Origin of the sequence: Paramesorhizobium endophyticum, from assembly GCF_014640615.1 — a bacterium.
GTDB classification, from domain to species: Bacteria; Pseudomonadota; Alphaproteobacteria; order Rhizobiales; family Rhizobiaceae; genus Paramesorhizobium; species Paramesorhizobium endophyticum.
Genome location: NZ_BMHH01000003.1, coordinates 218,249 through 237,502 on the forward strand (window position 1 = coordinate 218,249; position 19,254 = coordinate 237,502).

At 59.6% G+C, this 19,254-nt stretch carries 21 protein-coding genes; 13 read left to right on the plus strand and 8 right to left on the minus strand.

Features of this window, described 5'->3' with window-relative positions:
- The first annotated feature begins 126 nt into the window (after nt 1-126).
- Both IEX53_RS05445 and IEX53_RS05450 read left to right on the plus strand, forming a co-directional pair.
- Nucleotides 127-498 (plus strand): response regulator, encoded by a 372-nt coding sequence (locus IEX53_RS05445; RefSeq protein WP_188822229.1) that lies wholly within the window; start codon nt 127-129, stop codon nt 496-498.
- Between the two features lie 69 nt (nt 499-567).
- Nucleotides 568-1,941 (plus strand): PleD family two-component system response regulator, encoded by a 1,374-nt coding sequence (locus tag IEX53_RS05450; RefSeq protein ID WP_188822230.1) that lies wholly within the window; start codon nt 568-570, stop codon nt 1,939-1,941.
- A gap of 410 nt (nt 1,942-2,351) precedes the next feature.
- On the opposite strand, the gene rpmG is transcribed toward IEX53_RS05450, so the two are convergent.
- From rpmG to IEX53_RS05480, 6 genes are all read right to left on the minus strand, one after another.
- A complete protein-coding gene (rpmG, locus tag IEX53_RS05455; protein WP_188822232.1) occupies nt 2,352-2,519 on the minus strand; it encodes a 50S ribosomal protein L33 in 168 nt (55 codons plus the stop codon).
- Between the two features lie 157 nt (nt 2,520-2,676).
- On the minus strand, nt 2,677-3,762 hold the full coding sequence (locus IEX53_RS05460) for an MFS transporter (RefSeq protein WP_373288586.1): 1,086 nt from the start codon (nt 3,760-3,762) through the stop codon (nt 2,677-2,679).
- A gap of 304 nt (nt 3,763-4,066) precedes the next feature.
- The gene (gene bfr / locus IEX53_RS05465; RefSeq protein WP_188822236.1) at nt 4,067-4,552 is read right to left on the minus strand and encodes a bacterioferritin; all 486 of its coding nucleotides are present in this window, start codon (nt 4,550-4,552) and stop codon (nt 4,067-4,069) included.
- Entirely contained in the window at nt 4,518-4,829 is a 312-nt protein-coding gene (locus tag IEX53_RS05470; protein WP_188822238.1) for a (2Fe-2S)-binding protein, read from the minus strand. Before IEX53_RS05470 ends, bfr begins: the two co-directional genes overlap by 35 nt.
- 407 nt (nt 4,830-5,236) lie before the next feature.
- A complete protein-coding gene (gene hmuQ / locus IEX53_RS05475) occupies nt 5,237-5,557 on the minus strand; it encodes a heme-degrading protein HmuQ (protein ID WP_188822240.1) in 321 nt (106 codons plus the stop codon).
- A gap of 25 nt (nt 5,558-5,582) precedes the next feature.
- A complete protein-coding gene (locus IEX53_RS05480; protein ID WP_188822242.1) occupies nt 5,583-6,047 on the minus strand; it encodes a hypothetical protein in 465 nt (154 codons plus the stop codon).
- A 124-nt stretch (nt 6,048-6,171) separates the two neighbouring features.
- Here IEX53_RS05480 and IEX53_RS05485 point away from each other — a divergent pair, with 124 nt between their 5' ends.
- From IEX53_RS05485 to IEX53_RS05510, 6 genes are all read left to right on the plus strand, one after another.
- A complete protein-coding gene (locus tag IEX53_RS05485; RefSeq protein ID WP_188822244.1) occupies nt 6,172-8,445 on the plus strand; it encodes a TonB-dependent hemoglobin/transferrin/lactoferrin family receptor in 2,274 nt (757 codons plus the stop codon).
- Nucleotides 8,446-8,630: 185 nt separating this feature from the next.
- Nucleotides 8,631-8,825, plus strand: a complete 195-nt coding sequence (hemP, locus tag IEX53_RS05490) for a hemin uptake protein HemP (RefSeq protein WP_188822462.1) — start codon at nt 8,631-8,633, stop codon at nt 8,823-8,825.
- A 9-nt stretch (nt 8,826-8,834) separates the two neighbouring features.
- A complete protein-coding gene (locus IEX53_RS05495; protein ID WP_188822246.1) occupies nt 8,835-9,890 on the plus strand; it encodes a hemin-degrading factor in 1,056 nt (351 codons plus the stop codon).
- 11 nt (nt 9,891-9,901) lie between these two features.
- Nucleotides 9,902-10,783 carry a heme/hemin ABC transporter substrate-binding protein gene (locus IEX53_RS05500; RefSeq protein WP_188822247.1) on the plus strand — a complete coding sequence of 294 codons (882 nt, stop codon included), beginning with the start codon at nt 9,902-9,904 and terminating at the stop codon, nt 10,781-10,783.
- A 90-nt stretch (nt 10,784-10,873) separates the two neighbouring features.
- Complete coding sequence (locus tag IEX53_RS05505) at nt 10,874-12,007, plus strand: FecCD family ABC transporter permease (RefSeq protein ID WP_188822249.1); 1,134 nt, start codon at nt 10,874-10,876, stop codon at nt 12,005-12,007.
- A gap of 8 nt (nt 12,008-12,015) precedes the next feature.
- The gene (locus IEX53_RS05510; RefSeq protein ID WP_188822251.1) at nt 12,016-12,804 is read left to right on the plus strand and encodes a heme ABC transporter ATP-binding protein; all 789 of its coding nucleotides are present in this window, start codon (nt 12,016-12,018) and stop codon (nt 12,802-12,804) included.
- Here the strand turns inward: IEX53_RS05510 and rirA are convergent.
- Entirely contained in the window at nt 12,801-13,262 is a 462-nt protein-coding gene (rirA, locus tag IEX53_RS05515) for an iron-responsive transcriptional regulator RirA (protein WP_188822253.1), read from the minus strand. The genes IEX53_RS05510 and rirA overlap by 4 nt on opposite strands.
- Before the next feature lie 249 nt (nt 13,263-13,511).
- On the opposite strand from rirA, the gene ugpB reads away from it, so the two are divergent.
- The 4 genes from ugpB to IEX53_RS05535 all read left to right on the plus strand — a co-directional run bounded on the left by ugpB (nt 13,512) and on the right by IEX53_RS05535 (nt 17,933).
- Nucleotides 13,512-14,822 carry a sn-glycerol-3-phosphate ABC transporter substrate-binding protein UgpB gene (gene ugpB, locus IEX53_RS05520; protein WP_188822255.1) on the plus strand — a complete coding sequence of 437 codons (1,311 nt, stop codon included), beginning with the start codon at nt 13,512-13,514 and terminating at the stop codon, nt 14,820-14,822.
- A 260-nt stretch (nt 14,823-15,082) separates the two neighbouring features.
- Nucleotides 15,083-16,012, plus strand: a complete 930-nt coding sequence (ugpA, locus tag IEX53_RS05525) for a sn-glycerol-3-phosphate ABC transporter permease UgpA (protein WP_210311627.1) — start codon at nt 15,083-15,085, stop codon at nt 16,010-16,012.
- A 10-nt stretch (nt 16,013-16,022) separates the two neighbouring features.
- On the plus strand, nt 16,023-16,871 hold the full coding sequence (gene ugpE / locus IEX53_RS05530; RefSeq protein ID WP_188822259.1) for a sn-glycerol-3-phosphate ABC transporter permease UgpE: 849 nt from the start codon (nt 16,023-16,025) through the stop codon (nt 16,869-16,871).
- Complete coding sequence (locus IEX53_RS05535) at nt 16,872-17,933, plus strand: sn-glycerol-3-phosphate import ATP-binding protein UgpC (protein WP_188822261.1); 1,062 nt, start codon at nt 16,872-16,874, stop codon at nt 17,931-17,933.
- Nucleotides 17,934-18,002: 69 nt separating this feature from the next.
- On the opposite strand, the gene IEX53_RS05540 is transcribed toward IEX53_RS05535, so the two are convergent.
- Nucleotides 18,003-18,266, minus strand: coding sequence for a hypothetical protein (locus IEX53_RS05540; RefSeq protein ID WP_188822262.1), 264 nt, complete (start codon nt 18,264-18,266; stop codon nt 18,003-18,005).
- 247 nt (nt 18,267-18,513) lie between these two features.
- Here IEX53_RS05540 and IEX53_RS05545 point away from each other — a divergent pair, with 247 nt between their 5' ends.
- Nucleotides 18,514-19,071, plus strand: coding sequence for a BA14K family protein (locus IEX53_RS05545; RefSeq protein WP_188822265.1), 558 nt, complete (start codon nt 18,514-18,516; stop codon nt 19,069-19,071).
- Nucleotides 19,072-19,254: the final 183 nt, after the last annotated feature.

Below are 19,254 nucleotides of genomic sequence, written 5' to 3' on the forward strand. Positions count from 1 at the left end.
ACATTTGCCTTTCGTAAATCAAATGGTTCTAAGGTACGGATGGCTGGCTGGGCGGCATGGGGCGGGATTATTGCTGCGCGCAATGATATCAGAACTCAGGCGCGGCCATATTCGAGAAAGTTTTCAATGATAAAAAAAGTGATGATCGTTGAAGACAACGAGCTGAACATGAAGCTTTTCCGGGATTTGATCGAGGCGAGCGGATACGAGACCATCCGCACACGCAACGGCCTGGAAGCGCTGGACCTTGCCCGGGCACACAGGCCGGACCTGATCCTCATGGACATCCAGTTGCCGGAGGTCTCGGGCCTCGAGGTGACCAAATGGCTGAAGGAAGACGATGAACTGCGCCACATCCCCGTTATCGCCGTCACCGCCTTTGCGATGAAGGGCGATGAGGAGCGGATTCGCCAGGGAGGATGCGAGGCCTATATCTCCAAGCCCATATCCGTCCCGCGTTTCATCGAAACCATCAAGTCCTATCTGGGCGATGTGTAGAGAGTAGCCGCATTTACGCAATGCCCGGGCGCTGCGCCTGGCTGCGAAATGCACTTGAAGGAACCTTCCGTGACCGCTCGTATCCTTGTCGTGGACGATCTTCCAGCCAATGTGAAGCTTCTCGAATCGAGGCTCCTCGCGGAATATTACGATGTCGTGACCGCGTCGAACGGGCAGCAGGCGATCGATATCTGCCAGAGCAGCAATGTCGATATAGTGCTTCTCGATGTCATGATGCCCGGCATGGATGGTTTCGAAGTCTGCCGTCGCCTGAAGACGGATGCCAAGACGGTGCATATCCCCATCGTGATGGTGACTGCGCTCGACCGGCCGCAGGACCGCATCCGCGGGCTCGAAGCCGGTGCGGACGATTTTCTGACCAAGCCGGTGAAGGATTTGCAATTGCTGTCGCGCGTGAAAAGCCTGGCGCGGCTGAAAAGCCTGTCGGACGAGCTCCTCCTGCGCGCCGCCTCGACGCGCGAAACCGACATGGAGGCGCTTTTCCTTGCCCGCGCCGACGATACGGGGAAGGACGCAAACCTGCTCGTCGTCGACGAGAATCAGTCCGCTGCCGCGCGATTGAAGGCGCTGCTGTCCGTTGACAACCGGGTCGATGTGATCGGCGAGCCTTCCGCCGGGCTGCTCGGCGCGGTCGAGGGCAATTATGATTGCGTGATCGTCTCCACCGGCTTCGCCGATTACGATCCCCTGCGGCTTTGCTCGCAGATGCGCGCCATCGAGCGCACGCGGCTGCTGCCCGTCATCCTCATCGCAGACCCCGGCGAGACCGACCTGGTCGCACGGGCGCTCGATCTGGGCGTCAACGACTATCTGATGCGTCCGCTCGACCGCAACGAGTTGCTCGCTCGGGTGCGCACCCAGGTCAAGCGCAAGCGTTATAATGATCTCCTGCGCAAGAGCCTGACCCGCACGATCGAGATGGCCGTGACTGACAGCCTGACCGGGCTGCATAACCGGCGCTATCTCGACGGGCACATGCCGACGCTTTTCGAGCGGGCGGTCTCGCGCGAGCGGCCGCTCTCGGTGCTGATCATCGACGTCGACCATTTCAAGCGGATCAACGACACGTTCGGCCATGATGCCGGGGACGATGTGTTGCGCGATTTCGCCGGCCGCCTCAACCGCAACATTCGCGGGATCGACCTTGCCTGCCGCTATGGTGGAGAGGAGTTCGTCGTGGTGCTGCCCGATACAGACCAGCGCATGGCAGCGGTGGTGGCGGAACGCATCCGTGGAACCGTGGCTTCCACGCCCTTCGTTATCCGGACCGGCACGGCCAGCGTGGATGTGACGATCAGCATCGGCATCGCCTCGTTGCAGCCGCGCAACGACAGCGTGGGAAAACTTTTCAAGCGTGCCGACTTGGCGCTCTACGAGGCCAAGAAAAGCGGCCGGAATCGCGTGGTTGGCGCGGTAGCGTGAAGCAAGTGCATTAATGCGTAAATACGCATTTACCATGTTTTACGATATGGTTAGTAAAGTTTTAAGATTTAGTTGCTTTTTTCCCACATTTGAGCAAATTTTGTAATTGTAAGAGCGCGTAGCAGGAGCGACCGCGCAGGCAAAACCCCATGATGCTCAGGTCCGCCGCATCTCCTGGGTCCGTGGGGTCGGTCGGTCGGCGTTGGCACAAAAGTGGAATCCTCGTACCGCTGCCTCATCGCCGACCGACCCCCTTTTTCGCTGAACTTTTTCACCGCCGCGCTCTACGTCGCCCCCCTCTGCAGGGCAGAGGGGGGCGACGTAGAGCGTAAGCGTTTCCATCAAATTGGAGGACAAACAAAAACGCCGCCCTTTCGGACGGCGTTTTGTAAACCTAAAAAACCAAGCGATTACTTGATCTTGGTTTCCTTGAACTCGACGTGCTTCTTCGCGACGGGATCGTACTTACGCTTCGTCATCTTTTCCGTCATCGTACGGCTGTTCTTCGTCGTAACGTAGAAGAAGCCGGTGTCGGCGGTCGACAAAAGCTTGATCTTGATGGTCGTAGCCTTGGCCATTTTCTGAGTACCTGCTCTTTTAAAATTGAAACCGCCTGCGATTCCGGCGATCTCATCCGGCAGCGGAAATTCGGCGCGACACTACGAATATACCGCGAAAAGTCAACCCTTGTTTTAGCCGCATGATCTTATCCAAAAAGTCTGCAACTTTTTGGGATCATGCTCTGCGCCCAAGCAGCCGGAAGAGGGCAATAAGCATATAAAGCGCGAAAAATATGCCGAGCACCACGGCGAAGCCCTTCGGCCCCATCGCATCCATGCCGATGCCGACCGCCTGCGGGCCCGCCAGCATGCCGAGCGCATAGCAGAAGACGAAGGCGGCGTTGGCCGAGGCAAGCTCGCGTCCGGTCAGCTTTGAGCCGAGATGCGCGAGGCCCACCGTATAGAGTCCCGCCACCACGCCGCCCCAGACGAAGAGGAGGGCGGCCACCAGATACCAGTTGCCTATGATGAAGGGCAGGATGGCCATGCCCGCAAGGCCGATCGCGGCGCAGACGATGAGGAGATTGCGGCGGTCGCGCACCCGGTCGCTGATAAGCCCGAGCGGAATTTGCAGAAGCACATTGCCGAGGCCGATCATGGTGAGCAGCAGCGCCGCCTCGCTTTCCGAATAGCCTATGCGCGTGCCGAAGATGGGGAAGAGGGCGAAGCCGCCGGTCTCCACCGCGCCGAAGACGAAGACAGCCGCCGTCGCGGTCGGCACGGTGAAAATATATGGCAGGAACGGCACATGCTCGCCATCGTCGAAATCCGGGCTGTCCCTCCAGGCATGCAGCACGGGGATCGTCGCCAGCATGATGATAGCAAAGCCGGCGGCGAAGGGCATCATGCCTGTGCTGCCGATCTGGGAGAAGAGCCAGGGGCCTGCGGCGAAGCCGAGCGAGAGCATGGTGGCATAGATGCCGAGCACCAGCCCGCGCTTTTCCGGCGGGGCGGAAGCGTTGATCCAATATTCCGAGAGGACGAAGAGGACGGTCAGCGAGAAGTGCAGCACGATCCGCAGGGCGAACCACGCCCAAAGCGCATCGAAGAAATGGAAGCCGAGAAAGGCGAAGCCGCCGGTCAGAAGCATCGCCAGGATCGAACGCACCACGCCGAAGCGCGCGGCGATGGGCGAGGCGAGCGGAGCGGCGGCGATGGAGGCAAGCCCCGCCACGGCTGTGTTCGCGCCGATGAGGCTGGCCGAATAGCCGCGTGATTCGAGAAGGACGCTCAACAGCGGTATGCCAAGGCCGATCGCCATGCCGACCGCGCTGATCGTGGCGATGGCGGCGGCAAGCGACCGCCAGGCGGTGGGGTGGCCTGAAGCGCCGTCCGTCCGGGAATTATGGGAACTACCAGAGTTATTCATTAAAAAACGCTGGCGGGACAGCGCCCCCTCTCAACCGCTAGCCGTATTGCCCGCTAAGGGGCGCATCGCCGCCGTCGTGACGGCTCTTTACCCTGCCACGCCTTTGATTGTGAAACAGTAGAAATCACAGCGACACTTCCTGCTTGCGAGATGACTGGCGGGACAGCGCGCACGGTCCCGCCAGCATTGACAGCGCTTATTCCGAGGAATCCGCTGGGGCGGCGTTGAGCAGCCCGTAGCGCTCCTCGCCGATCTTGGCGAGCAGTTCGAGCTGGGTCTCGAGGAAGTCGATATGGCCTTCCTCGTCCTTCAGCAGCTCGTCGAAAAGCTGCTTGGAGACATAATCGCCGAGCTCGTCGCAAATCTCGCGGGACTTCTTGTAGGAGGCGCGGGCGTCGTATTCGCCGGCGAGGTCGGCCTCGAGCACTTCCTTCACGTTCTGGCCGATGCGCAGCGGCGCGACGGTCTGCAGGTTCGGATGGCCTTCGAGAAAGATGATGCGTTGGATGAGACGATCGGCGTGATGCATCTCCTCGATGGATTCGGCCCGCTCCTTGTTGGCAAGGCGCGTATAGCCCCAGTCATCGAGAAGCCGGTAATGGACCCAATATTGATTGACCGCCCCAAGCTCGAGGAACAGCGCCTCGTTAAGCCGCTCGATGACCTTTTTGTCGCCTTTCATGCTGCATGCTCCCGTACGTTTGTCGTAGCGAACGAACACGATCGATGAACGATATGACTTTGCTGTCGTTCTGGTCGTGCCGAAGATGATATTCTTCGGTGACCCTTATGATCGTTTCGACGACATTTGGGAAGCACCCGCAGCAGCGGCCGCGCTTGCTCATGGCGTGGTAAACCTTGGCCGGCACGATGAGCTGCCAGCAATCCTGATCGAGAAGAGAGATGATCGTCTCCTCGATTTCCTTCTGGGTAATAATATTGCAATGGCACACCAGCATCAGAAGTCGAAGCCTCCGATGTGATTGAAATGATTGAAAGAATTGGCCGGTGTAAAACAAGAATTGTCCACCGGGCCGCTTGCGTAAAAACGAGCCTCGGACGCAGAACGTCTTGAACTATTCCAGGAAAGAGACGCCGCAATAGTTTGCGGCCATACTGAACCGGTCACAGGTTCCTCCAATCGAAAGGGTTAAAGGCCCAGACATCAAAGGTGCTCGATCAACAAGCGCTCCATTCATATGGAGGAGAACCGGCGGGATTGTCAAATGACATGTTCTTAAATGACACTGGAATCAATAAGTTAGAAGAATTCTAAACTTGAGCGAAGCTGCCAGCTTTAAAAGGAAAATTTGCCTTTGCCGCACCGGAGGAAGGGGAAGCGTCCGGTGCGGCAAATCATCACAATTTAGCGAGCAGCGCCTTCCACTGCCGAAAAACCTTCAAATTGCGGCGGCCCGACATAAAGCATCTTGCTGCTGCCGGCATTCTTGTGCGCCTCGCGGAACTGCTCGGATTTCGTCCAGTTGAGAAAATCATCCTCGCTGCGCCAGACTGTGTGGGAGGCATAGAGCGTGTAGTTCTCTTCCGAATTGCGCGGGCCGCGCAGGAGGTGGAATTCGATAAAGCCAGGCAGTTCCTTCAGGTTCGAGTCGCGGTTTTTCCAGACGGTTTCGAACGCCTCTTCCGAGCCGCTCTGCACCTTGAACCTGTTCATGGCGATATACATTCGCTGACGTCCTTTTACGCTGGTATCATATGCCAAATCGGACGGACGATTTGGAATCCGTCTTGAGCTGCTTGATGCAGGCATCCGCGGCCACGCCTTCGCCCGTGCATTCCGTCGCATCGTTGATGAGAATGCGGCTGATGGCGTCGCATTGGATATTGGCGAGGTCGAAGCGGCGCACCTTGGTCTTGCCCGCGGGCAGCGTCTTGAAATCGAGAAGGGTGAGCCGCTCGACCCGTTGCTCAGCGTTGAACAGCACCATCTCGAACGTCACCTTGTCCAGCTGCACGTTCAGCCCGTTGGTGGCGACGAAGGTCAGCCGGCAGCCCTTTTCCGAGGGATCGAGCGCGTTGAGCTCAAGATTGAGCGCTGGGGTGGAATTTTGGGCAGGCGCCGGGGCCGTGTCCTCGGCCAGCGCCTGCCCGGCAGCACCAATGGAAAAAGCCAAAACCGCGGTCAGAAATCGGCAAGTCTTCATCGGGTGCTGCATCTTGATCCCCTGTCAAACCCTTGGATACCAAAAAGCTAATTCAAAGCTGTTTGAGCTGCAACAATTATCTTGACGGAAAATATCATATTTTGTACGTCGGCTTCACATAGCCAGCCCAAGGCCGTTGCGCCTGCGCCAGCCAACATCATTTCGTGATTTTCATGCGGGTGGGGCTATGCACAAGTTTTCCAAGAAATTCTGGCTCGGCTGCGTTGCAGTCGGCGCGCTCAATGCCTCGATGGCGGGTGCTCAGGAGGCGAAAGACCAGGATGCGGTCGAGCTGAAGCCGATCGTCGTGGAAGGCAAGGCGAAGAAGACAGCGATTGACGCCCCAACCGTGCTGACGGAGCGGGTGACGGCAAAGCAGATGCAGGAGCGGCAGGTCGACCGCATCGATGATATCGGCCGTCTCGATCCCGGCATCAATTATAATCGCACCAGCGACAGCATCAACATTCGCGGCCTTGGTGACAACCGCGTGCTGACGACGGTGGATGGTATCCGCATTCCCTGGCTCGACGACGGCGCGCGCGGGGTGAGGGGCGGCTTGTCTACGGTCGATTTCGATACGCTCTCGACGCTCGATATCATTCAGGGCGCGGATTCGAGCCTGTTCGGCTCCGGCGCGCTGGGTGGGGTCATCTCGCTGCGCACGCTGAATCCCGAGGACCTCATCACCGAGGGCAAGAACTGGGGCAGCATCACCAAGGGCTCCTATGACAGTTCCGACCGCAGCTGGAGCGTCAACCAGGCCTTCGCCGCGCGGGCAAACAATACTTATGTGCTGTTCCAGGGCGGCTACCGCGCCGGCAAGGAACGCGAGAACATGGGCGACATCGGCGGATTTGGCACGACCCGCACCGAGAAGAACCCGGCGGAATACGACCAGAACAATCTGCTGTTCAAGCTCAACCAGCATGTCGACGGCGGGCATCGGTTCGGGATTGCTGCGGAGCGGTTTTATCAGGATGAGGATATCCATAAGCTGGATGCTTCGTCCAATGCGGCAGGCACCTCCGGTACTTACAAACCGGGATCGTTCTGGGAAAACAAGACCCGCAAGCGTGAACGTATATCCGCTACATACGACTATGATGGAACGGGCGATGCCTGGCTGGATCAGGCCTCTGCAATCCTTTACTGGCAGCGCCAGGAGTTGGGCAACGATACGCGTGCTGTGCGCCGCACATATCCGATTGGCAATTATCGTCGCGACAATACAATTGAAGAAACAAATGTCGGCATCAATGCTGTCGGGCTGAAGGAAGCTGAACTTGGCGGATACGTCCACAGCTTCAAGTTTGGGGTCGATGGCTATCTGAGTACGGTTAAGCAGGCGGCGTTCGGCAAGGATAATTGCAACGGCCCAAATGATCCTGGCTGCATGTTCCTCCACACCAATCAGGCGGAAATGCCAAAGGTGGATGGTGGCACGTTCGGACTCTTCGTCGAAGACCAGATCGCCCTTTACGACAATCGGCTGCGCATCACGCCGGGATTACGCTTCGATTGGTATGAGCGTGAACCTCAGGATACTCCGCTCTACGAGAAAAATCCTATGTTCTCGGGCTATCCAGCGGATTCAAGTGATTCTCGCTTCTCCCCCAAGCTCCGGGCCGAGTGGGACGCGACAGACAACGTGACTCTTTATGCGCAATGGGCGCAGGCCTTCCGCGCGCCGAGTTCAACAGAACTCTACATGACTTACGGTGCCCCGGGAACATATCTTCAAATTGGCAATGCTGGCCTGAAGCCGGAAACCAGCAATGGCTTCGATATCGGTGCCAAGTTTGGTGACGATCAATTCGGCGGATCGATCAGTATCTACAACAACTACTACAGGAACTATATCGACACTGTAAGTCTCTCACCGGAAGAAGCCGGCGTCCCGGGCGAATACGCATTTGTTTATAAATACGTCAATCGCCCGCATGTTCAGATTTACGGTGCGGAGGCCAAGGCTCATTACGCCTTTGGCAATGGTTGGAGGACTTGGGGTGGTATCGCCTTCGCGCAAGGTAAAGATACGGACGAGGATGTGTATCTCAACTCCATTCCGGCACTGAAAGGCATTGTAGGCTTGAGCTACGCGACCGAGACTTGGGGTGCTGATTTTGCGATGACCGCAGTCGGCAGGCGCGACAAAGTTGAGTATCCTCAGTCCGATTACAACAAGACCCCTGGTTATGCGACCTTCGATATCACCGGCTGGTGGGAGCCGAAGGAGTTCAAGGGCCTTCGGGTACAGGCAGGCGTCTATAACCTCTTCGATAAGAAGTATTGGAACGCAGTCGACCTTCCCGATCCCGACCCAAGCGGTCGCCCAAGCTCCATCCCGAAAGACTATTTCACCGAACCCGGCCGCACCTTCAAAATCTCTTTGACGCAGCGGTTCTAATTCCCGCCCACCTTCCCCGCAAGGGGGAAGGTGGGTGTTGCTGATAAGTTGAGTATTAAACTCCTCTATTGCGTCGGACTAAAAAGGTGATAATTTCTATCAAGAATAAAGTTCGGCGCGGGGGCATCGCGCCGAACCTTCCGGAAATAGGGGATGCGAGAATGAACAGCCGCAGTTTCATCGACATGAAAGCCCCGCATGGGGCAGGGGCGTCCGCCGGATCGCCCAATGCGTCTTCGGGCCGCAAACCGCTGCATCCCCTGAAAACCTATGGCAGCAGCGAGCTTTTCGAAGGCTCCACCGAGGTGGGGATCGAGCATGCCGGTTCCCTCTACCGGCTGAAGATCACCCGGCAAGGCAAACTCATCCTGAATAAATAGGCAATCGACATGACCGACAATTCCAAGCCTTCTCCTGACGAAATCCTGGCCGCGCGCGCCGAGAATCCGAAGATGCGCGAGCGCGATTTCGCCCAGCTGCTCAATATTTCCGAGGCGGACTATGTGGCCGCGCAATGCGGCGACAGCGTCATTCGCCTTCGTGCTGATGTGGATGCTCTGCTTTCCGGCATCGAGGCGATCGGCGAGGTGATGGCGCTGACGCGCAATGAAAGCGCGGTGCATGAGAAGATCGGCGTCTATGAGAACATCCACCGCGGCGAGCATGCGGCGCTGACGCTGGGCAAGGATATCGACCTGCGCATTTTCCCGAAGGTCTGGGCGCATGGCTTCGCGGTCGAAAAGCGCGATGGCGACGAGATCAGGCGCAGCCTGCAATTCTTCGATAAATCGGGCGAGGCGGTGCATAAGATCCATCTGCGCCCAGCCTCCGACCTCAACGCCTATTTCGCCCTGGTCGAATCCATGCGTTCCGACGACCAGTCGCGCAGCATCGAGACGGTGGCCTATGGCGCGAAGGAATATGCTGATGTGGAGGAACTCAACCGCGACGACTTCCGCAAGCGCTGGAGCCAGATGACCGATGTGCATCAGTTTGTCGGCATCCTCAAGGATTTCAAGCTGAACCGGCATCAGGCGGTGAAGGTCGTCGGCGAGGACTATGCCTGGGAACTCGGGACAGAGGCCGTCGCTGACATGATGGGCCGGGCCGCCGAAATCGGACAGCCGATCATGTGCTTTGTCGGAAATCGCGGCTGCATCCAGATCCATTCCGGGCCGATCCATGAGGTTAAGCCCATGGGGCCGTGGCTCAATGTGATGGACCCGACCTTTCACCTGCACCTGCGCACCGACCATATCCGCGAAGTCTGGGGCGTCCGCAAGCCGACCAAGGACGGCCATGTCACCTCGCTCGAAGCCTATGACGCAAGTGGCGAACTGATCATCCAGTTCTTCGGCCAGCGGCACGAGGGTGAAGTCGAGCGGACCGATTGGCGCTCGCTCGTCGAGAGCCTGCCGCCCGTGGCGCAATCGACGGCGGCATGAGGAAGCCCGACATGACCAAGGCTTTGCGCCGGTTTCTCGCGATTCTCGTTATTGCGTCTTCTTCGGCCGGCGTTTCCGCGCAGGCCGAGGAGGCGGTGACCTTCGCGGATAGCTCAAGGATCGTTTCCGTCGGCGGTGCGCTGACGGAGATCGTCTACGCGCTGGGCGAGGAAAAACGTCTCGTGGCGCGCGATTCCACCAGCCTTTATCCGGCGGAGGCGCAGAAACTGCCCGATGTCGGCTATATGCGCGCGCTCTCGCCGGAGGGTGTCCTTTCCGTCAACCCAACCGGGATTCTCATGATCGAAGGCAGCGGCCCGCGCGAGGCGCTGGATGTGCTGAAAAAGGCGTCCGTGCCGCTGGTGACGGTGCCGGATCGCTACACGCGTGAGGGTGTGATCGAGAAGATCCATGCCGTCGGCAAGGCGCTTGACGTAGAGGACAAGGCCGACAAGCTCGCCGCTTCGGTAGATGAGGATCTGGCGGCGACGGAGAAGAACGCCTCCGGCATCAAGGAGCGCAAGCGCGTGCTCTTCATCCTGTCGATGCAGGGCGACCGTATACTGGCAGCGGGCAAGAACACCGCCGCTGACGGTATCGTCAAGCTTGCTGGCGGCGTCAATGCCGTCGAGGGGTACGAGGGTTACAAGCAACTGAACGACGAGGCGGTCGGCAAAGCGGCGCCCGATGTGATCCTGATGATGGATCGCGCTGGTAATCACGCGGCAAGCGACGACCAGATTTTCAGCAGCCCCGCTTTTGCGGGTACCCCCGCCGCGGCAAACCAGAAGCTCATCCGCATGGATGCGCTCTATCTCCTTGGCTTCGGCCCGCGCACCGCCAAGGCCGCGCATGATCTGTCGGTCGCGCTTTATGGCGACGCTATTAAATAAGTGAGTGCTGTCGTGGAATGCCCCTCACCCTTACCCTCTCCCCGTGAAGTACGGGGAGAGGGGGACATAGACACTTCCGCCCCCTTATTCATGCCAGGCGCCGGGCGGAAGAAAAAGGCAACGACGTCAACGCCCCCTTCTCCCCGTACTTCACGGGGAGAGGGTAAGGGTGAGGGGCAATTCCCGCAAGGCGATCGCTCCCATACCGCCCGCGTCGGCATCGTCATCCTCGCCATTCTCCTGCTGCTGACCATGCTGTTCAACCTCACCGCCGGCGCGTCCGACGCATCCGCGTGGAGCGTGGTCAGTCATTGGCTCTCCGCGCAGGAAATACCGCAGCGTGACCGGATCATCGTGCTCGACATCCGCCTGCCGCGCATTCTCATGGGTGTGCTGATCGGTTCAGCGCTGGCCGTATCGGGGGCGGTCATGCAGGGGCTTTTCCGCAATCCGCTGGCCGACCCCGGCCTGGTCGGCGTTTCCTCGGGGGCGAGCGTCGGAGCAATTGCCAGCATCATTTTCGGCGGCACGGTTCTTGCCCCGGCAGCGGCGGTTCTGGGCATTTATACGCTGCCGCTCATGGCTTTCCTGGCCAGCCTTGTCACCACCTTCCTGCTTTACGGCATCGCCACGCGGCGTGGCCTGACATCCGTTGCCACCATGCTGCTCGCCGGAATCGCCCTGGCTGCGCTGGGGGTGGCGCTGAGCGGCGCGCTCATCTACATCGCTGACGACCGGCAATTGCGCGATATCACCTTCTGGCAGATGGGCTCGCTGGCAGGCGCGACCTGGACCAAGATCGCTGCGTCCGGCCCGATCATTGCGTTGTCGCTCATTGCCGCACCGTTTCTGGCGCGCGGTCTCAACGGGCTGGCGCTGGGCGAGGCTTCGGCCCACCATCTCGGCATTCCCGTGCAGCGGCTGAAAAATGTCGCCATCGTCACCGTCGCGGCGGCGGTCGGCGCTTCGGTGGCAGTAAGCGGCGGCATCGGTTTCGTCGGCATTATCGTGCCGCATCTCCTGCGCCTCGTGATCGGCCCTGATCACCGCTATCTGCTGCCCGCATCGGCGCTGCTGGGGGCGATTCTGCTGCTCATCGCCGATGCGGTGAGCCGCACCATCGTCGCTCCGGCGGAGCTGCCCATTGGCATCGTCACCGCGCTCGCCGGCGCTCCATTCTTCCTCTGGATTCTGCTGCGCCGGCGCGGAATCGTCGATCTCTAAGGCCAGCCATGATCGAAGCCAGCAATCTCTCCGTCGCCATCGGCCGCAAGCGGATCATCGAAAACGTCGATTTTCAGGCGCGCCCCGGCGAACTGACGGCCATTGTCGGGCCGAATGGCTCAGGCAAGACGACGCTGCTGCGCGCGCTCTCCGGCGATCTGCCCTTCACGGGCCGCGCCTCCATCAACGCCAAGCCGTTCGAGACGCTGAAACCATGGCAGATGGCAAGCCTGCGCGCCGTGCTGCCACAGGCGACGACGCTTGCCTTTCCCTATACGGTGCGGGAAATCGTGCGCCTCGGCCTCACCAGCGGCTATTCCGGGGCGGGCTCGCACGACATCGAAACCCTGCCGGACCGCGCGCTGGCGTTGGTCGATCTGGAAGGCTTTGCCGGGCGATTCTATCAGGAGCTCTCGGGAGGGGAGCAGCAGCGCGTGCAGCTTGCCCGTGTGCTCTGCCAGATATGGGAACCGGTTTTGAACGGAGAGCCGCGCTATCTCTTCCTCGACGAGCCGGTGTCGAGCCTCGACATCAAGCACCAGCTCATCATCATGCGCATTGCCAAAAGCTTCTCGGAGCGGGGCGGGGGAGTGATCGCCATCTTGCACGACCTCAACCTCACCGCGATGTTCGCGGACAAGGTGGTCATGGTGCATCGCGGGAAGGTGGACGGGGCGGGGAACGCAGGGGACATGCTCTGCGACGAGCGGATATTGCGCGTTTACGAATGCGCCCTGAAGGTCGGCGTCAGTCCGGCGGGCGGTGCGCCGTTCGTGCTGCCTCAATCGGCGGCTTAACTCGCCGCCAGCTGCTGCAATTCCTCCAGCCCAAGAAGCGTGCGGACATTCGGCCGTGCCTGCACCAGGTCGGATATCGAATATTTCGCCAGCACCTCGAAGAATGCGCCAAGGGCCTCGCGCAGCGCTGAATTGAGCGCGCAGCTGTCGACCAGCGGGCATTCCGAGCCGCCATCGACCTCGAAGCATTCGGCCATTGCGAAGCTCTCCTCCGTCACGCGCACCACGTCGAAGATGGTGATCGTATTGGCCGGACGTCCCAGCCGCACGCCGCCATTGCGGCCGCGCACCGTCTCGACAAGGCCATTTTCCACGAGCGGCTGGAGAATCTTGAAAAGGAACAGCTCGGAGACGGAATAGGCCCGGGCGATATCAGGAACGCGACTCAGCCGGCCGTCATTGGCCGCGCAGTACATCAGCATCCGGATCGCGTAATTGGTCTGGCGGGTGAGGCGCATGGCATGATTCCTTGTTCCTGGTGGGCCTCCGGCGAACCGCCGAACTGGACCTAGTTTAGAACTCTTCTGAAAAACATATATATGAAACTTTCTCTCATCTTTAAAGCACAAAATGCAGCCTCTCGCGAGATGTGGTCCCTCCCGATTGTTCACAAAACTGCAAAATTGCGGTTGTCGGACTGTCACATAAAACCGATACTGCCCTCAAGCCGGCGCGATCAGACGCGGGCATGACAGGGAGAACTACTCATGAAAGCCAAGGGATTTTCCATCGGCCTCGCCGCCGCTGTGACTCTGATGTCCACGACATCCTCCTTCGCCGTCACCGAAATCAGCTGGTGGCACGCCATGACCGGCGCCAACAACGAAGTGGTGGAGACGCTTTCGAAGGAATTCAACGAAAGCCAGAGCGAATATAAGGTCGTCCCGTCCTTCAAGGGCACCTATCCGGAAGCGCTCAATGCCGGCATTGCCGCGTTCCGCGCCAAGCAGGCGCCTGACATCATCCAGATTTTCGATGCTGGAACCGGCGTCATGATGGGAGCCGAAGGCGCGATCAAGCCGGTCGCCGAAGTGCTCTCGGAAGGCGGCGCGACCTTCGACAAGAGCCAGTATCTGCCGGGCATCGTCGCCTATTATTCGAAGCCCGACGGCACCATGCTCTCCTTCCCCTATAACAGCTCCTCGCCGATCCTTTATTACAACAAGGACATCTTCCAGAAGGCCGGGCTCGATGTGAACAACCCGCCCAAGACCTGGAATGAGGTCTGGGAAGCAGCGCGCAAGATCAAGACCTCGGGTGCCGCGCCCTGCGGCTACACCTCCACCTGGCTCACCTGGATCCATCTTGAGAATTTCGCCGCCTGGAACAATGTTCCCTACGGCACCAAGGAGAATGGCGTCGCCGGGCTCGATGTCGAGCTGGAGATCAACAAGCCGATCTTCGTGAAGCACTTCCAGGCGATCGCCGACCTCGCCAAGGATGGCGTGTTCCGTTATGGCGGCCGCGTTTCCGAAGCCAAGCAGATTTTCCTCGCCGGCGAATGCGGCATCCTGACCGAATCTTCGGGCGGCCTCGGCGATATCGTCAAGTCGGGCATGAATTACGGCATCGGCCAGCTGCCCTATGATTCGGATGCCAAGGGCGCGCCGCAGAACACCATTCCGGGCGGCGCGAGCCTCTGGGTTTTCGCCGGAAAATCGGACGAGAAGTACAAGGGTATCGCCGCTTTCTTCCAATTCCTCTCCAAGCCGGAAATCCAGGCGCGCCTGCATCAGGTCTCGGGCTATCTGCCGGTGACGATGACGGCTTATGAGGAAACGAAGAAGTCGGGCTTCTACGAGAAGAACCCGGGCCGCGAGACGCCGATCCTACAGATGATGGGCAAGGCGCCGACCGAGAACTCCAAAGGTGTCCGCCTCGTCAACCTGCCGCAGGTACGCGACATCGAGAACGAAGAGTTCGAAAAGATGCTCGCGGGCCAGCAAACCGCGCAGCAGGCGCTGGACAATGCCGTCTCTCGCGGGAATGCGGCCATCAAGCAGGCGCTGGGGAAGTAATCTCGCAATTTTAGTACAATCCTGCCCTCGTTACCGCGCGGGCGGGATTGCGTGCTTCTATTATTTCAGGTTGTCGTAGTGGCGCCGTAGAGGAATGGATCCCAGTGACAAGCACTGGGATGACGAAGTGGAGATGGCTTCGCTCTCATGTGAAGCGATGGCCGGCGGATACATTGAAGTTTGTCGGCAACGCTCGCCCCATCCGTCATCCCAGTGCTTGTCACTGGGATCCATTCCTCGACAGTTCAACCATGACAACGATGAGAGAAGAATTCGCTAGCGAATCTCCTCGAAACAGGAACTGCCCAGTGGCCCGCGCGATCTTTCCCAACAAGCTCCTGCCATACCTTCTCCTCGCGCCGCAGCTTGCGATAACCGCCATATTCTTCTACTGGCCGGCGCTGCAGGCGATGTATCAGTCGATGCTGCGGGAAGATCCGTTCGGCCTTTCGACGCAATTTGTCGGGCTTGCCAATTTCGAGCGTGTCCTCTCCGATCCGAATTATCTCCACGCCCTTCAAGTCACGGTCATCTTCTCCATCGCCACCGCGGCGCTGGCGATGATCCCGGCGCTGTACCTCGCCGTGATGGCCGACAAGGTGGTGCGCGGGCGCGGGCTTTACCGCACGCTGCTGATCTGGCCCTATGCGGTCACGCCCGCCATTGCCGGAATGCTGTTCCTTTTCCTGTTCAACCCATCCATCGGCACCATCGCCGTGATGCTGCGCAAGCTCGGGCTTGATTGGGATCCGTTGCTCAACGGTCCGCAGGCAATGGTCCTCGTCGTCGCGGCGGCGGCGTGGAAGCAGATCAGCTATAATTTCCTGTTCTTCGTCGCCGGGCTCCAGGCAATCCCGAAATCATTGACCGAGGCGGCGGCCATTGACGGGGCAGGGGAGACGAAGCGCTTCTGGACCATAATCTTCCCGCTGCTGGCGCCGACGAGCTTCTTCCTGCTCGTCATCAACACCGTCTACGCCTTTTTCGACACGTTCGGCATCATCCATGCGGTAACCGGCGGCGGGCCGGGCAAGGCGACCGAAACGCTGGTCTACAAGGTCTATAATGACGGCTTCGTCAATCTGATCCTGGGCGACTCCGCCGCGCAGTCGGTGATCCTTATGGTGATCGTCATCGGGCTGACGGCCATCCAGTTCCGCTATGTCGAACGCCGTGTGCATTACGGGTGAGGGAAACCAGATGATCGAAAACCGCTCCTCGCGCCGCATTCTCGCCCACGCCGTCCTGTTGCTCGGCGTCTTTGTCGTCGCCTTTCCGATCTACTACACCTTCGTCGCCTCGACCCATTCGCTGCAGACGATCCTGCGCCCGCCGCTGCCGCTGCTGCCGGGCGGCGAGTTTCTGAAAAACTATACGGACGCACTATTTGGCGGCGCTATCCGCATGGGCGGCGTCGGCGTGTGGCAGATGCTCTGGAACAGCACCGTCGTTGCCGTGCTCATCGCCGTCGGCAAGATCGTCATCTCCATCCTGTCGGCCTATGCAGTGGTGTTCTTCCGCTTTCCGCTGCGCATGACCTTCTTCTGGCTCATCTTCATCACGCTGATGCTGCCGGTCGAGGTGCGCATCCTGCCGACTTACAAGGTGATGGTCGATTTCGGGCTGATCGATACCTATGCCGGGCTGACCCTGCCGCTAATGGCCTCTGCGACCGCGACGCTGCTATTCCGGCAGTTCTTCATGACCATTCCCGGCGAGCTGGTCGAGGCGGCGCGGGTGGATGGGGCAGGGCCGTGGCGCTTCCTTCGGGATATCCTGCTGCCATTGTCGAAGACCAACATCGCCGCGCTGTTCGTCATCCAGTTCATCTATGGCTGGACGCAATATCTCTGGCCGCTGCTGGTCACCAACCGCAACGACATGAACACCATCGTCATCGGCCTCAGGAAGATGATCTCCTTCGCCGATGCCGATACGCAATGGCATCTGGTGATGGCGACATCGATCCTCGCCATCCTGCCGCCGATCCTCGTCGTCCTGCTCATGCAGCGCTGGTTCGTCCGCGGCCTCGTCGAAATGGAGAAATAAATGGCGCCCGTCGATCTGAAGAATGTCCGCAAGACCTATACCGGTGGCGTCGAAGCCGTGAAGAATGTGAACCTCGCGATAGAGGATGGCGCGCTCTGCGTTCTGGTCGGGCCGTCCGGATGCGGCAAGTCCACGCTCCTGCGCATGGTCGCCGGGCTCGAATCTATCACCGAAGGCGAAATCGCCATCGACGGGCGAAGGGTGAACGATCTGGGCCCCGCCGAGCGCGACATCGCCATGGTGTTCCAGAACTACGCGCTCTATCCGCATATGAGCGTCTATGACAACATGGCCTATGGCCTGCGCAACCGCCGCATGGCGAAGCCGGAAATCGACCGCCGGGTGCGCGAGGCGGCGGCGACGCTGGAACTGGCGCACCTCCTGCAACGCCGCCCGCGCGAGCTCTCGGGCGGCCAGCGCCAGCGCGTCGCCATGGGCCGCGCCATCGTGCGCAATCCGAAAGTGTTTCTGTTCGACGAGCCGCTCTCCAATCTCGACGCCAAGCTGCGCGGCCAGATGCGCGTGGAAATCCGCAATCTGCAGCGCTCGCTTGGCGTCACCAGCGTCTATGTCACCCATGACCAGCTGGAAGCCATGACGCTTGCCGACATTCTGGTGGTGATGAATGGCGGCAATATCGAGCAGATCGGCGCGCCGCTGGAAGTCTATGAAAAACCCGCGAGCCTCTTCGTCGCAAGCTTCATCGGCGCGCCGCCCATGAACCTCCTGCCGGTGAAACATGGGGAAGGGCAGGCGACACTTGCCGATGGCACAGCCATCGGCAAGCTGACGCTCGCGGCGTCGTCAGCTACGCTAGGCATCCGGCCCGAGAACCTGTTTGTCGTGAATGAGGGCGAGGGCCAGCCCGATGCGATGTTCGAAATCACCGTGCGCGCGACCGAACCCATTGGCGCGGAGAGCTATATCCACGGCGAGACCGGCAAGACACCGCTCGTTATCCGCGTTCCCGGCAAGACGCTGATGCAGCCGGGTGCGCAAATACGCGTCGGCGCAAGTGCAGCGGATCTGCACGTGTTCGACGAGACGGGCAGGCGAATCTGATCGTCCAGAGCATGATATTGACTGAAAAGTTGCGGACTTCCAGGTAAGATCACGCGCAAAAACAAAGGGTTAGAGCGCGCCGGGATGCTTGCGCACTATTCGCCGCCAGAAGCTGAAGCGCTTGCGGCGGTGGTGGACCGTCAGGTTGAAATCTTCGGCAACCAGATAATTCTCGGGCGCCATTTCCGTGGTGCAGCGCCCGGTAAGGCCGCCCAGGACATCATCGGGCAGGCGCTTATGGCACGTAGCCCGGTGAAAATCCTCCTCCGCCTGCCGCTGTGCGCGTGTCAGCGTTGAAACGGCATTGCGTCTGTGCGCTTCATGAAGCCGCATGATCATGCCTCCGCCTTGAGTAGGGTAATTGCTTGTTAGTGCGCGAACATGACGGGGGTTGCATTGCGCAAGATCACGTTTTGCGACGTGCAGTAATTAATTCTGTTCCTATTTGCAGCCGCCCCAGTGTTCGATCAAATTTTCCACCTAATTGTAATATAGATCGCGCCGCAATGAGCGTTCATTGCGCATTCATCAATATTGCATCAGTCTGGTGTGACGGAGATTCGCTTCAATAGGAGGTGTCATGAAAAAGTTCTTATCGGCAATTTGCAGCGGCGCGCTGGCGCTCGCGGTTGCCCTCACATCGGTCGTTCCGGCGGGCGCTGCTCCGTTTCGGGCGGTCGAGATCCAGCCGGCATCGAATGTGGTGGAGGTCCAGCACCGCGAGTGGCGTCACAGCCGGCGGGAATGGCGCCATGGCCGGAGCGAGCGGAGAAACTGGCATCGCCGTGGATGGAACCGGCCCGCTCCCGGATGGCGCCACGGCTATCGGCCTGGATACCGCCATGGATGGCGTCAGGGCTACCGCGCGGGATATTACCGCGGTTATCGCGGCTATCGGTATTACCGGCCCGGCTACCGGCGCTATAATGACGGCTGGTGGTATCCGCTCGCGGCCTTCGGCCTCGGCGCGGCTATAGGCGGCGCGATCGCCAACCAGCCGACCCGTGTCGTGCCACGCTATACGGATCCCCATGTCGCATGGTGTGCCGCGAAGTACCGGTCCTACCGGGCTTATGACAACACCTTCCAACCCTATAACAGCCCGTACCGCCGCGCGTGCAATTCGCCTTATCGGTGAGCGGCAGGAATATCGATGTGCGATGAAGGCGGCTCCCCGGAGTCGCCTTTTTGTTGCATCTGCACGCCACAATCGGACGATGTCGTGCTTTCGGGAGGTTACGGTTCGCTAAGTGAGATGAGCAAAAATTTCTACTATAATCAATGGCTTATGGCGGGCCGTGCGAGAACCAGATGGGCGCGA